The sequence below is a fragment of the Acinetobacter puyangensis genome (genome assembly GCF_900096995.1).
Taxonomy (GTDB): Bacteria; Pseudomonadota; Gammaproteobacteria; order Pseudomonadales; family Moraxellaceae; genus Acinetobacter; species Acinetobacter puyangensis.
This window is the reverse complement of sequence record NZ_OANT01000004.1, coordinates 234515-247598: the sequence shown is the minus strand read 5'-3', so window position 1 is coordinate 247598 and position 13084 is coordinate 234515. Positions and strand designations below refer to the sequence as shown.

Genomic DNA, 13084 nt, shown 5'->3' with positions numbered 1-13084 from the left:
GGCGAAGTATTTATCAGCAGCATATTACGAAATCATGCGTCGTATTATACAAAAGAGTTACTGTAATTCTTTGTTTCCTTTGTCATACTAGGCTTAGCATTAGAAAATTTAAATTTATTTTTTTAGGATAATTTATGTTTGCACGTACAATACTCGCCATCAGCCTAGGTTGTGCTATTTCTTCTGTGGTAAATGCAGAAAATACTGTTTCCAATCAATTAGAAACGATTCCAGCCAATAAAAGCGTGCCAATTGAATCATATTCACTCAGCAAAAATAAAGCTGCACAACCAGTTACACCGACACCATCAACAGACAATCCAGCAGTAATAGCTGAAAGTTCTGATGAGCAGGATCAGGTTGATGCATCTGCGGTAGACAGTATGCCACCCTCTGTAGAAGTTGAGAACACGCCTCAGCAAGACATTGCAATACCACAGCAACCTGCAACACCGCAAACCACTGCACCAATCACATCAGCAAAAACCACGCCAACGACGACCAGTATACCTACCAGCGCAGGCAGTTGGAGTTTGGATGCATTAAACAATGCAGAATGGTCAAGCGATTTACAACGGGGGCAATTCCCAATTTATGCCAAAACTCAGGTATTGTTAAACCGCAAGCACGCATCACCGGGCGCCATTGATGGTACAACAGGTAAAAATACGCTTAAAGCCATTTCAACCTTTCAGACCATGAATAATCTCAGCACCAACGGTGTACTGGATGAAGCAACTTGGCAAAGCTTAAACAGTGGTGAAACCGAACCTGCTTTTATCGAATATACTATTACAGCAGAAGACCTGAAAGGCCCCTATGCGCAATCGATTCCAGCAAATTATGCAGAACAAGCCAAAATGAAAGGTTTGTACTACACTCGCGTCACCGAAATGCTGGGTGAAAAGTTTCATATGGATGAAAATTTCTTAAAGAAACTTAATCCTAAAGCAAGCTTTAAAAATGCGGGTGAAAAAATCATTGTTGCCAATGTACGAAATGAATTACCAGAAGATATTCATCTGATTATTGCGCATAAAGGTGCAAAACAATTGTATTTATTTAACAGTAAAAACAAAATGATCGCTTCTTTCCCTGCGACCATCGGCAGTACCGACACGCCATCACCTACCGGAACCTATACCATTAAAAATATCGCACCCAATCCATGGTACGGTTATAATCCCAAAAACTTTGTGCAGGGTGGTAATATGAAACCCTTATCTTTACCACCAGGACCGAATAACCCAGTGGGCAATATGTGGATTGGCCTATCCAAACCTTCTTTTGGTATTCATGGCACGCCTAATCCGTCAACCATTTCCAAAACTGCATCACATGGCTGTATTCGCTTAACCAACTGGGACGCCAATGATTTGGCCAAACGGGTTAAAACAGGTATTACAGTGAAATTCTTGGAATAAACTAATCGTTCTAATTTCGGATGCGTAAGTGATTTATCATTTACGCATTTTTTTAATTTCAAATCTTTATCCATGAAAAAAGCAACCCCGAAGGATTGCTCTTATTATTTGATGCATTAAAGACTAAAACTTAAAAGCTGTATTTCGCCATCAAGCCTAAACGATTATCATCGTATTTTGTACCCGTAAAGGTTTCACGTTTACCATTGATGTATTCAAGACCTAAATCAATAGGCTTAGCCGGTGAATAAATCAAGTTAATCCAAGCTTGTTGAACTTCTTTATTCGCTTCAGGTACTGCTGTTGCAAATCCATTATCATCATCAGCATACATACCGCCAAACGCTAAAGTCGAACGCAAGTTTGGTAAAATCTGATAGGTACCACCAATCTGGAATGTATTGAACTCATTTTGTTTCAAGTCATTCCCTACGACAGCATAGGCTTTATTTGCACCATATAAATAATTACTGTTACCTTTGATATGAGAAAAATCACCAAAAATCTTTAACGGATCTGCAATTTGATAATTTGCACCCACTGCTACGCCCCAGCCAGTTTTATCATCTGTACCTGTTGCTTCGTAGTTTTCAGCTAAAGCGCGAAATGAAGCAGAACCTTTCCCATCAGCAAAACCTTGGACAATTTTTGCAGTCACTGCTGGAATTGAGTATTTAGTAGATGCACTATTACGCTCACCAGAAGCATTAAATGTCAGCAGACTTCCAGTACTATTACCTTCTTCCAATGCAACAAATAATTGTGTCGCTGGTGAGAATTTATAACCATAACGAACCTGTGGCAAGCGTGTTGTACCGCCACCGATATTGGTATTGAAGTCAATCATTTCAGGCGCATGACCTGCTAGAAAGTTAGAAGTCGTTTGCCCAAATAACCAGTTGTTATAAGTCAAATATGCATGACGAATACGCAGGTTTTCTCCTGTACCATTCCCGGCAAAATCTGCTTCCAGTTTACCACCTACATCTGCCCCAGCGATTGGTGTTTTAAAGTCAATCCCGATACGTGTGGTTTTTGCAGTTGCGCGTAGTTTATCTTTGGTTGCACCGGTAGAGCTGGCAACACTGTTAAAATCATCGTCAGCGCCTTCAATAATATAGTTTGCATCACCCCGTACAAAACCATACAACTTGACTTCTGCCCCTTTTGAAGTCGTTACTTTTAAATCTTTAGGCTGCACATGCATTGCAGGTGGTGCACCAACAGGCGCTGGTGGTGGAAGTATTTGTTTTTGCTGTGCTGCTTGTTGCTGTACTAAAGCACGGAGCTCCTGAATTTCTGCACGTAACTGTTGAATTTCATCTTGCTGTGAGTTGGCATGTACAACTTGTACCATTGATGTTGCAACTGCGATGGTCAAGGCGGTTTTAACCAATCCTTTATTGATACGAGCAAAGCTCATTCTCTTCTCCTAAATATCTAAAGCGATAATATGTATTACAGGTCACACTTTTAACTTCCGATAACCTCTAAAGCAAAAAATAGACCAAAAACATACGTCTCATCCATAATGACTCAACCTAGTATAAGGTCTGCATCTATTGTGAACAATTTGTTAAACTTTTTTTAGCTCTCTTAGCCAAAAGTATTATAACGATATCTATATACGTAAAATGTGATTTTTACTCGCGTAATTGCCATAAAAAGCCATATTTAAATGCTTTTTGTTCACATAAAAGGCTATAGGAAAGTTTTAAACGTGATTTTTTTGAAATTTAACTGACTATGCTTTAATCTAATTTTGCCTAAAATCAGCAAAAAAAACTTCCCGGTACAAATGAAATCTACTCGTTTCTCTTCAAAATTCCGTTATAGTTGGCGACAAAGAAAATTCATCAAGGAGTTATTATGAGTCTGGATCAGATCAAACTTGTCGATCAAGCCATCACTTCACGGCATTCTGTACGTGCATTTTTAGATCAAGCTGTCGATCAACAAACTATTAAAGATATCCTGACTGTGGCCAGCCGTGCACCCTCAGGCACCAATACACAGCCATGGAAAGTCTATGTGGTGACAGGACAAAAACGTCAGGAAATGATTGACCGGGTCTGCAAAGCACAACTAGAAGTGTCTCAAAATCCAGAACTTGCAAAACAATATACAGAAACTTTTGCTTATTATCCTGAAAAATGGATCTCCCCTTTTATTGATCGTCGCCGTGAAAATGGTTGGGGATTATATGGCCTGCTGAATATTCAAAAAGGCGAAAAAGAAAAAATGGCTGCCCAGCAATTACGTAACTATCAATTATTTGATGCACCAGTTGCACTGTATTTCACTGTCAACAAGGCTATGGGTGTGGGATCAAAAATGGACATTTCCATGATGATTCAAAACGTGATGATTGCCGCGAAAGCCCGTGGTCTGGATACTTGTCCGCAAGCCGCATGGAACCATTTCCACCCAATTGTTCTGGACGTCTTAAATGCGCCGGATGATGAAGAACTGGTCTGTACCGTCGCTCTAGGCTATGCTGATCCGGATCATATTGTAAATACCTTCATTACCCCACGCCTGCCAGTAGAAGAATTCACGGTGTTTCTGGATTAAGTTTTCGAACACGTAAAAAATTAAAGTTGATACAGGGGAAGATAGCAACTTCCCCCTTAAAATATTGGCTCACTTAAAAATTTAACCATTAGCCAGTGCTAAGCAGCTTTTTTTGTACGAATACGTAGAATATAAACACAGATTAATCCGAGTGCACCATAGATCAGCATGGTTATGGCAATATTTTGCAAAATACCACCATTTAGATGATATAAAATTACCCCTGCCAGCAAACCAATTGCAAACTGGATGCTACCCAGTAAAGCACTTGCCACACCTGCACGTTGCTTTTGTCTGGATAATGCCAAAGCCGTTGCATTTGGACCCGTTAAACCAATACTTGCAACCACGATGAATAAGCCGATAAGTACCCACTGAATATTTTCAGGGAAATAAAATGCAGCCCCTGCCACGATAATTGCACCAACAAATTGCAAGGTGCCACCAAATTGGAGCAATGGTAAAGGTCCAACTTTACGTACAATTTTACTATTCAAAAATGAGAACAACATGATACCGAAGGCATTCATACCAAATGCAAGCGCAAACTGCTGTTGGGAAAAATGATAATGCTCGATAAATAATGCAGATGCCGCAGTGATATAACAGAACATCATGCCCGAGAATAAAGACATTGCCAGCATCGGTGTACGAAAACTGAAATCCTGTAGAACACTCCCATACATAATCATCAATTGTTTGGAGGTTAAATGCAGACGTCGTTCAACTGGTAACGTTTCTTGGAAAAGTAAATGTACACACAATAATGCAAGGCTGCCAACAACAGCCAATAATATAAATATGCTGTGCCAGCTAAAGAAGGAGATGATCACTGTGCCAATCATGGGTGCGATAATCGGTGCAATGCCAAGAATCATTGCCATATGCGCCAGTGCCTGTGCTGAAGTATTTACATCAAAGCAATCGCGAATGGCAGCCCGTGCAATCACTACACCAACACAGCCACCCAAAGCCTGTAATACCCGAAAAACAATTAAAGACCATTCGGTTTGTGCAATCGCACATAAAAATGATGCCGCAATATAAATGATCAATCCAATATAGAGTGGTTTTTTACGGCCGATACGATCACTTAAGGCACCATAAATCAACTGTCCAATTGCCAATCCAAGAAAATAAGCGGGAACAGAACTGGAAATACTGGCTGTTGTGGTTTGAAAATCTTTGGCCATGCTGGGTAAAGCAGGCAAATACATATCAATCGACAATGGCCCCAAAGCGGTTAATAGTCCAAGTAAAGCAATCCACTGTAAAGAATATTGCCTGGTTTGTGTAAAAGAAGACGTTGACATTTTTTTCTGCATTTCGGAATTGCCACAAGAGTAGCAAGTCCCGAATTAAAATTAAAGTCAGATGGCAAGAGAATTAAATGTCTTGTTGATCTTGTTCAGTGGATCACCATCAAAATTATGCCCATCATTGGTGTTATATAGATTCTGCGATAGCAAAATTTTTTAAAATGATGCAGAAATATCAATTATTAAAAAGAAAATTCATTATAATTTAAACTCTATCATTCTATCTGTGGAAAATTGATCAGTGGGTGCTTTATCGGCATTACAGCGTGTCAGCTATAATTCAAGTCTGATGTATAACATACGCATGCTGATTGCGTTTGTGGGTACAGCATTTATTCCCTATCTTCTTGATCAGCAACTTCTGACTATTCCCCTGACGCTGGGCGTGGTTGCTGCGGCACTGAGTGATATTGATGATCGCTTTTCTGTTCGCATTCGCAATCTAGTTCTGACCTATGTTGGTTTTTTTGCTACCGCTGCCGCAGTAGAATTGCTTTTTCCCCATCCGGTGCTATTTGGTATTGCCTTAATTGTTTCCTGTTTCTGCCTGATTCTTTTAGGATCACTGGGCAAGCGATATGCCACCATCAGTTACGGCTGTCTGGTAGTTTCTGTCTATACTATGCTTGGTGTAGATATTTTTCCCAACTGGTATGAGCAGCCTGTATTGTTGGTATTGGGTGCTGCATGGTATGGCTGTCTTTCCACCATTAGCTTTTTATTGTTTCCTGTGCGCCTGGTACAGGATCAACTCGATCAATGCTATCGTTTGCTGGGTAATTTTCTGTTTGTAAAATCCAATTTATTCGATGTCGATATGACCCCTGAAAGCTATCAGCAGGCTATGATTGAACTGTCCTTAAATAATGCAAAACTGGTGGGGACTTTTAATGACACCCGAATTTCTCTGGTCACACGTCTTAAGGGTGATAGAGGACAAAAAGATACCCGTCGCAGTCTACAATATTATTTTATTGCACAAGATATTCATGAACGTGCAGATTCAGCACATATAGATTATCTAAAATTATCCAAAATTTTTCAGCATCGTGATATTTTATTTCGCTTCCAACGGATTTTAAGTTTACAGGGCAAAGCCTGTCAGGATATGGCACATGCCATTGCAAAACGACAGCCCTATATTCACAATAGTCGTTTTAAACATGCCTTTAAAAATCTAGATCTTTCTCTGGATCAACTGGAGCTGGAACAACATTATGATCTGGTCTGGCTTAAAGCACTGCGTTCATTACAACGTAATTTAAAAGAAATTGATGCCCAGCTTAAAAATCTTGAATCTGAACGTGCATTTCTGAATAACAAAGCACCCAGCCAGGATGATGCACTACAAAATGACGATTTAAACGGTTTAAAAGATATCTGGCAACGGATGCGCCAGAATTTAAGCCCTGAATCTGGTTTATTCCGGCATGCAACCCGTCTTTCCATTTTGTTATTGGTATCACATATTATTGTACAACTGACCCATCTGGAATATGGTTACTGGATTCTGCTTACGGTACTGTTTGTCTGTCAGCCCAACTTTAATGCCACCAAACGCCGTTTAAAACTACGGATTATGGGGACATTGGGCGGCGTATTAGTCGGTACATTTATTATTCATTTTATTCCTTCGGTTGAAGGGCAATTGGTATTACTGGTGATCAGCGGCGTATTGTTTTTACAATTGCGTTCCCAGCAATATGCACAGGCCACCATGTTTATTACCATGCTGGCACTGATTAATTTTCATCTGGCCGATCCACAGCTTAATGCTGCTCTACCACGGGCAATTTATACCATTGCCGGATGTTTTTTGGCTTGGCTTGGTATCATGTTTATCTGGCCTGACTGGAAGTTCCGCCGTCTACCTAAAGTGTTACAAAACACCTTAACCAGCCAGTGTAACTATCTTGCCGAAATTGTGAAGCAATATCACGTAGGTCGAAACAATGGTCTGGACTATCGCACCGTACGTCGTAAAGCGCACATTATGGATGCAGAACTAGCCTCGTTAATTTCCACGCTGGCCACCGAACCCGACTTTGACAACGATCAGAAACAGCATGCATTTAGGTTCTTATGTTTGAATCATACCTTGCTCAGTTATATTGCTGCTTTGGGCGCACATCGCAATATGATTCAGGATCAGGAAATTTTGTTGATTCTTGACCATGCACTAGAAGATATCCAGGGCGCATTATTGCATGATGAAGCCCCTGAATTAAAAGCGCAATCGACTATTCAAACCCTACGAGATCGTATCATAGATCAAGAGCAGACCTTGGATGATCAAGCCACGGTGATTCTGCAACAGCTTGCACTGATTTTAAATCTGTTACCAGAATTAAGCTTTCTAAAACAGAATTTGTCCTATGACCACGATCCGGATTCAACTGCACTTGCATCTTTATAGTACTAAAGATTCACTTTTTGGGATACATTAATGCTAAAATACAGGCAATTTTTTGTTAGCTGTATAGATTTATGACATCGACCACTTACGCATACACGTTACAGACTGTTCCTTATGAAGTCTCCACCGAAGAACAACGTACCGCTCAGATGATGATGTGGCGTAGTACCAATAAAATCCGTCCGAGAACTTGGGCGATTTTAGCTGTACTCACTGTTTTGGCTATTTTGGGGCTTATTTTTATCAAAAATTATTCCACAGTTTTTTGCTGGGTAATTTTAGTCTGTGTTGCTTTATTCCTGCTCATTCGTACCTTTGTTTATGAATGGTATGTGAAACGCAAAATGAATGAATTTCCGGTTCAGGAAATCAAAGGCATTAAACTTGGTATTCAACCGCATGGCATGGTGATGCAACAAAAAATGGGCATGCAGCAAGGTGTAGCCAATATTGCATGGAAAGAAGTATCAGAATGGTATGATAGTCCACAGTTCTTACTGATGACGTTTACCACTAAAGGGCAGCAAGGTTCTTTTTTCTTACCTAAACGCATGGATTCTAAAAACTTTCCATTTGCGACAATTCGTAAACATTTAACCGAAACAGTCGGTACAGCCAAAAAAATATAGAAAATTCAAGCCCTCACATTAAAATGAGGGCTTTTTCATAGTATAAAAATGAGAATACATATTAAATGAAAATCCATATTATCTGCAAAATGTTCAGGTATAATCTTCCGCAATATTTCTGACCTTTTATTTACGGCCATGTTTAAGAAAACTTTTTTCCAGATACACTGGTTTTTGGGTATCACAGCAGGCTTAATTCTGTCTCTGATGGGAGTAACAGGAGCGATTTACTCCTATGAACAACAAATCCTCAAATGGATCAATCAGGATAGCTATATCGTTGAGATACAAAATAAACCAAAACTTAGCCCCAACGAACTGTATCAGCATTTTATCCAGCAAGATCCCGATTTAAAGATCAACAGCATTACCATTGCTCAGGCAACAGATGCCTCATCCACAGTCAATATCGTCAAAGAAGGCGAACGTCGTGGCTATAACATGATGGTCAACCCTTATACAGCAGAAGTATTGCCTGAAATTAAAGGCCGTGCTTTTTTCCAGTTTATCCAGCAATTACACCGTAATTTAACGGTTGGGCCTGTGGGTAAACAAATCACAGGTGCCTGTACCTTAATGCTGATCTTCTTTGTATTAAGTGGTATTTACCTGCGCTGGCCGAAAAAACATTCTGTACGACAATGGTTATTTGTTAAACCAAAATTAAAAGGTCGTAATTTTATCTGGGATTTACATGCTGTGGTCGGAACCTGGGTCATTGTATTTTATCTGATTTTTGCCATGACAGGGTTGTATTGGTCTTATGGCTGGTGGCGCGATGGCATGTTTAAAGTATTGGGTGTCGAACGTCCACAAATGATGCAAGGTGGTCCCGGAGGTCAAAGACCACAAGGACAAGGCGGTGAACGTCCCCCTGCACAAGGCAACAATGGTGATCGACAACGCCCTACAAATGACAGTCCGCAACGAGGCGAAGCTCAAGGCGAACAAGGTGTTCGAGCTGAAAATCCTGAAAATGCCCAACGTGGCGAGGGCCGTAACGCGAGTTTTGGCCGCGAACAACATAATGAAACAGCAATATCATCACAACAAATCAGTCATGCATTGAGTACAGCATGGGTAGAATTCCCGGAAAAAGTACAACGAGATTATTCAAGTATTACCTTTAATCTTCCCAAACAAGCCGATGGCAAAATTGAGCTTTCATTTGTTGACGCTATTCCGCAGCATGAACGTGCGCGTAATAGTGCAACCTATGATTATCAAAATTCCGCTATTGAAAAAATGGAATTATATGCAGATAAAAAACTCAATGAAAAAATCATGAGCAGCATGCTACCGGTGCATCGTGGTAGTTTTATGGGGCCGATTTATCAGTTTTTCGCCATGCTGGCATCATTAGCAATGCCATTATTCTTTGTGACCGGCTGGATGCTTTATCTCAAACGTCGTAAACAGAAAAAACTGACCAAAGCAGCCCGTCAACAATCCAATGTAGTCCACCTTGATGCAAATGCCGAAGCATGGACTATTCTCTATGCAAGCCAAACCGGCACAGCAGAACAAATCGCTTATAATACTTCAAGTGCCTTACAACAAGCAGGCGTACCGACACAAGTCAAAGCATTAAAAGATTGTAGTGCAGATGATATCCGCAATGATCAACGTGTTTTGTTTGTGGTGAGCACCTATGGTACTGGTGATGCACCTGATCTGGCAGTCAGCTTTGTCAAAAAATATATGGCCCAAACTATTCCATTAGATGGGCTTAAATATGCTGTTTTGGCGCTAGGTTCAAAAGAATATCCAGAAACCTATTGTACTTTTGGTCATCGTCTGAATCACTGGCTGAAAGAAAATCAGGCTTCACCCGCCTTTAATCTGGTCGAAGTTGACAATAGTCATAAAACCGATCTGGAGCGCTGGTACACTGCACTGGCAAACATTACTCATAAAGATGTACAGGTGATCATTAACGAAAAAATCTTTGATGATTGGCAACTGGTATCCCGCCATCTGCTCAATGAGGGCAGTCTGGGGGAACCTGCATTTGAAGTGATGCTCAAACCTTTACATGACCAATCCTGGCATGCTGGCGATATTGCCGAAATTCAGCCGGGAAATAGCCAGCAACGTATTGCCGACTTTATCGAGCAACATCAACTGGAAAATAATGCTGCGACCTACGAGGCGTTACGCTATAAGAATCTCACGCAGCCAATCAATCTCCAGTCCGATCTGGAGCAACAACTTCTGCAACTGAGTGATCTACCGTCACGCGAATACTCTATTGCCAGTATTAGCAATGAAGGATTGTTACGCTTAGTGGTACGTCAAAAACAACTTGCTGACGGGCTCGGTTTAGGATCCGGCTGGCTAACTGAATATGCCGAACAAGGCATCACCTTGCCAGCACGCATTCGTACCAATCCATCATTCCACCTCATTGATGATAATCGCCCCGCCCTGTTTATTGGCAACGGGACAGGGATTGCCGGTTTACTCAGTCTATTAAAACAACGTGAACAATTAGGCTTTATACAAAACTGGTTAATCTTTGGTGAACGTCAACATAGCGTCGATTATTTCTATCGAAAACAGATTGAATTATGGCAACAAACCGAACATTTGCAATATGTTGATCTTGCATTTTCTCGTGATCAGGCGCAACGTATCTATGTCCAAGATAAGTTGCTCGAACAACAACAACGCGTGATTGAATGGGTTGAACGCGGTGCTGTCATTTATATCTGTGGTAGCATCGATGGTATGGCAAGTAGCGTGGAACAGGCACTGATTGACATATTGGGGGAAGAGAAACTCAATGAACTACGGCAAACGGATCGTTATCGTCGGGATGTCTATTAAGTTCATTTAAATTTACTTTAGGCATTGTAGGCTCTCTAATTTCACAATTAGAGAGCCTTTTTATTTTTCAATGAATATCGACATATTCCAATCATCATGATTAAACCATTGGGCAATTTATTGTTGGAGCATCATCACGATGAATCATATCAGGAGAAATCTTTTGTATAAAAAACTGCAAAATTATTTTTAGTAGTTTGAGATCCTGCTCTTCCTAAAGAAACATCATTTAGCATTGATTTCACTCGACTAACCAGGAAAGCATGCTGGAAAAGATGTCATATACTGCCACATCGAAACCGTCAAGACCAACGTATTATCGAAATACTATAAAAGCTATTACTAGACAGTTTGCTTGATAAAAAACAAATATTGTTTATTTTGAACATGAGATTTTAATAGACTTAGGAAATCGAAGATATAATTTTTTATGATTTTAATTCGAATATGGTGGGCGCTGACGGGATCGAACCGCCGACATTCTGCTTGTAAGGCAGACGCTCTACCAACTGAGCTAAGCGCCCTGAGCGAGGATTAGCAAAACATTGTTTTGCCCGAGCGCAAGTGAAAATTTTAATTTTCAAACCTACATTCGACTCATTAATTTAAGTCTTTATAAAATGGCGCAGCGGACGGGACTCGAACCCGCGACCCTCGGCGTGACAGGCCGATATTCTAACCAACTGAACTACCGCTGCATCTCGAATTTATTGCATAAATTCAGGTCATTCCCTTTTATTTAACCACTCAAAGGATAAGTGGTGGGCGCTGACGGGATCGAACCGCCGACATTCTGCTTGTAAGGCAGACGCTCTACCAACTGAGCTAAGCGCCCTGAACGAGTTTAAAACATTGTTTTAAACGAAGTGCAAGACAAACAAAGTGCGTAGCATATGCTGTAACACTTTTTTGAATATAAGTGAAAATTTTAATTTTCAGACTTACATTCGACTCATCAATTTAAGTCTTTATAAAATGGCGCAGCGGACGGGACTCGAACCCGCGACCCTCGGCGTGACAGGCCGATATTCTAACCAACTGAACTACCGCTGCACTTCACAAAAAACTTAAATCACATACAAAACTCAAATGGCGCAGCGGACGGGACTCGAACCCGCGACCCTCGGCGTGACAGGCCGATATTCTAACCAACTGAACTACCGCTGCATTTAGTCTTGTACTCAAACAAACTATGGTGGGCGCTGACGGGATCGAACCGCCGACATTCTGCTTGTAAGGCAGACGCTCTACCAACTGAGCTAAGCGCCCATAGCGTGTTTGTGAGGTGCATTATAGAGAATCTTTATCGCCTGTCAAACGCTTTTACGCATTTTTTTTAAATTTCAGTTCAATTGTCTAAAAAATAAATATTTTAAAGATCAAATAGTTTGCTTTCGTTGTTTTTTTAAACAACCCCAATTTAGCAGTAAAATTTAACGTTCAATTTGCCCATTCTTTTGTGCTTGCGGTTCCGGACGACACCATAGCCAGATGGCAACAACCAGCATTACCGTATTTGTAAACAATTTGACCCACCATGGCGCAGTGGTAAATAACATGATTACACCGCTGATCAACATCATGCTAGAAGCAATCCATTTTGCCCGTCTGGGTACAGTACCATTTTCCCGCCAGTCTTTTAGCGTAGGGCCATATTTAGGATGATTGAGCAACCAAGCATCCATTTTTGGCCACCCTTTTGATGCTGCCCATGCGGCCAGAATTAAAAATACTGTCGTTGGCATTCCCGGTAAAATTGCGCCTATCACACCCAGTGTGATAAAAATAATCACCAAGCATCGCCAAAAAATTACACGCATGAAAGTTGCTCAAAAGAGGAATGATGCTAGTATAAAGTTTTTCATCCTATAGTATGTATATTTTCCGAATGAG

The 13084-nt window shown here is 40.7% G+C and carries 8 protein-coding genes and 6 tRNA genes; 5 read left to right on the top strand and 9 right to left on the bottom strand.

All coding sequences use genetic code 11. The features are described from left to right. The first annotated feature begins 134 nt into the window (after positions 1 to 134). Positions 135 to 1424, top strand: a complete 1290-nt coding sequence (locus CRO21_RS09690) for a L,D-transpeptidase family protein (RefSeq protein WP_097079105.1) — start codon at positions 135 to 137, stop codon at positions 1422 to 1424. A gap of 130 nt (positions 1425 to 1554) precedes the next feature. Here the strand turns inward: CRO21_RS09690 and CRO21_RS09685 are convergent, their stop codons facing one another. Further along, the gene (locus CRO21_RS09685; RefSeq protein ID WP_097079104.1) at positions 1555 to 2847 is read right to left on the bottom strand and encodes a DcaP family trimeric outer membrane transporter; all 1293 of its coding nucleotides are present in this window, start codon (positions 2845 to 2847) and stop codon (positions 1555 to 1557) included. Between the two features lie 446 nt (positions 2848 to 3293). Between CRO21_RS09685 and CRO21_RS09680 the strand changes: the two genes are divergently transcribed. Further along, positions 3294 to 3998, top strand: a complete 705-nt coding sequence (locus CRO21_RS09680) for a nitroreductase (RefSeq protein WP_097079103.1) — start codon at positions 3294 to 3296, stop codon at positions 3996 to 3998. A gap of 98 nt (positions 3999 to 4096) precedes the next feature. Here the strand turns inward: CRO21_RS09680 and CRO21_RS09675 are convergent, their stop codons facing one another. Further along, entirely contained in the window at positions 4097 to 5311 is a 1215-nt protein-coding gene (locus CRO21_RS09675) for a multidrug effflux MFS transporter (protein WP_097079225.1), read from the bottom strand. A 295-nt stretch (positions 5312 to 5606) separates the two neighbouring features. On the opposite strand from CRO21_RS09675, the gene yccS reads away from it, so the two are divergent. From yccS to CRO21_RS09660, 3 genes are all read left to right on the top strand, one after another. Continuing rightward, on the top strand, positions 5607 to 7733 hold the full coding sequence (yccS, locus tag CRO21_RS09670; protein WP_097079224.1) for a YccS family putative transporter: 2127 nt from the start codon (positions 5607 to 5609) through the stop codon (positions 7731 to 7733). Between the two features lie 71 nt (positions 7734 to 7804). After that, positions 7805 to 8362 (top strand): hypothetical protein, encoded by a 558-nt coding sequence (locus CRO21_RS09665; protein ID WP_097079102.1) that lies wholly within the window; start codon positions 7805 to 7807, stop codon positions 8360 to 8362. A gap of 138 nt (positions 8363 to 8500) precedes the next feature. Beyond that, the gene (locus CRO21_RS09660; protein WP_097079101.1) at positions 8501 to 11191 is read left to right on the top strand and encodes a PepSY domain-containing protein; all 2691 of its coding nucleotides are present in this window, start codon (positions 8501 to 8503) and stop codon (positions 11189 to 11191) included. A gap of 448 nt (positions 11192 to 11639) precedes the next feature. Here the strand turns inward: CRO21_RS09660 and CRO21_RS09655 are convergent. The 7 genes from CRO21_RS09655 to CRO21_RS09625 all read right to left on the bottom strand — a co-directional run bounded on the left by CRO21_RS09655 (position 11640) and on the right by CRO21_RS09625 (position 13011). Further along, a tRNA-Val gene (locus CRO21_RS09655) sits at positions 11640 to 11715 on the bottom strand. Between the two features lie 97 nt (positions 11716 to 11812). Then, a tRNA-Asp gene (locus CRO21_RS09650) sits at positions 11813 to 11889 on the bottom strand. A 61-nt stretch (positions 11890 to 11950) separates the two neighbouring features. Then, positions 11951 to 12026: transfer RNA gene (locus CRO21_RS09645), tRNA-Val, on the bottom strand. A 141-nt stretch (positions 12027 to 12167) separates the two neighbouring features. Then, positions 12168 to 12244, bottom strand: a tRNA-Asp gene (locus CRO21_RS09640). A gap of 37 nt (positions 12245 to 12281) precedes the next feature. Next, positions 12282 to 12358 (bottom strand) — tRNA-Asp (locus CRO21_RS09635). A gap of 26 nt (positions 12359 to 12384) precedes the next feature. Continuing rightward, a tRNA-Val gene (locus tag CRO21_RS09630) sits at positions 12385 to 12460 on the bottom strand. 164 nt (positions 12461 to 12624) lie between these two features. Further along, positions 12625 to 13011, bottom strand: a complete 387-nt coding sequence (locus tag CRO21_RS09625; RefSeq protein ID WP_097079100.1) for a YbaN family protein — start codon at positions 13009 to 13011, stop codon at positions 12625 to 12627. Positions 13012 to 13084 lie beyond the last annotated feature (73 nt).

What these genes read in the sequence shown, in the direction of transcription:
- CRO21_RS09660 (WP_097079101.1), top strand. Translation starts at nt 8,501, where the DNA reads ATGTTTAAGAAAACTTTTTTCCAGATACACTGGTTTTTGGGTATCACA.
- CRO21_RS09625 (WP_097079100.1), bottom strand. Translation starts at nt 13,011, where the DNA reads ATGCGTGTAATTTTTTGGCGATGCTTGGTGATTATTTTTATCACACTG.
- CRO21_RS09680 (WP_097079103.1), top strand. Translation starts at nt 3,294, where the DNA reads ATGAGTCTGGATCAGATCAAACTTGTCGATCAAGCCATCACTTCACGG.
- CRO21_RS09685 (WP_097079104.1), bottom strand. Translation starts at nt 2,847, where the DNA reads ATGAGCTTTGCTCGTATCAATAAAGGATTGGTTAAAACCGCCTTGACC.
- CRO21_RS09675 (WP_097079225.1), bottom strand. Translation starts at nt 5,311, where the DNA reads ATGTCAACGTCTTCTTTTACACAAACCAGGCAATATTCTTTACAGTGG.
- yccS (WP_097079224.1), top strand. Translation starts at nt 5,607, where the DNA reads ATGTATAACATACGCATGCTGATTGCGTTTGTGGGTACAGCATTTATT.
- CRO21_RS09690 (WP_097079105.1), top strand. Translation starts at nt 135, where the DNA reads ATGTTTGCACGTACAATACTCGCCATCAGCCTAGGTTGTGCTATTTCT.
- CRO21_RS09665 (WP_097079102.1), top strand. Translation starts at nt 7,805, where the DNA reads ATGACATCGACCACTTACGCATACACGTTACAGACTGTTCCTTATGAA.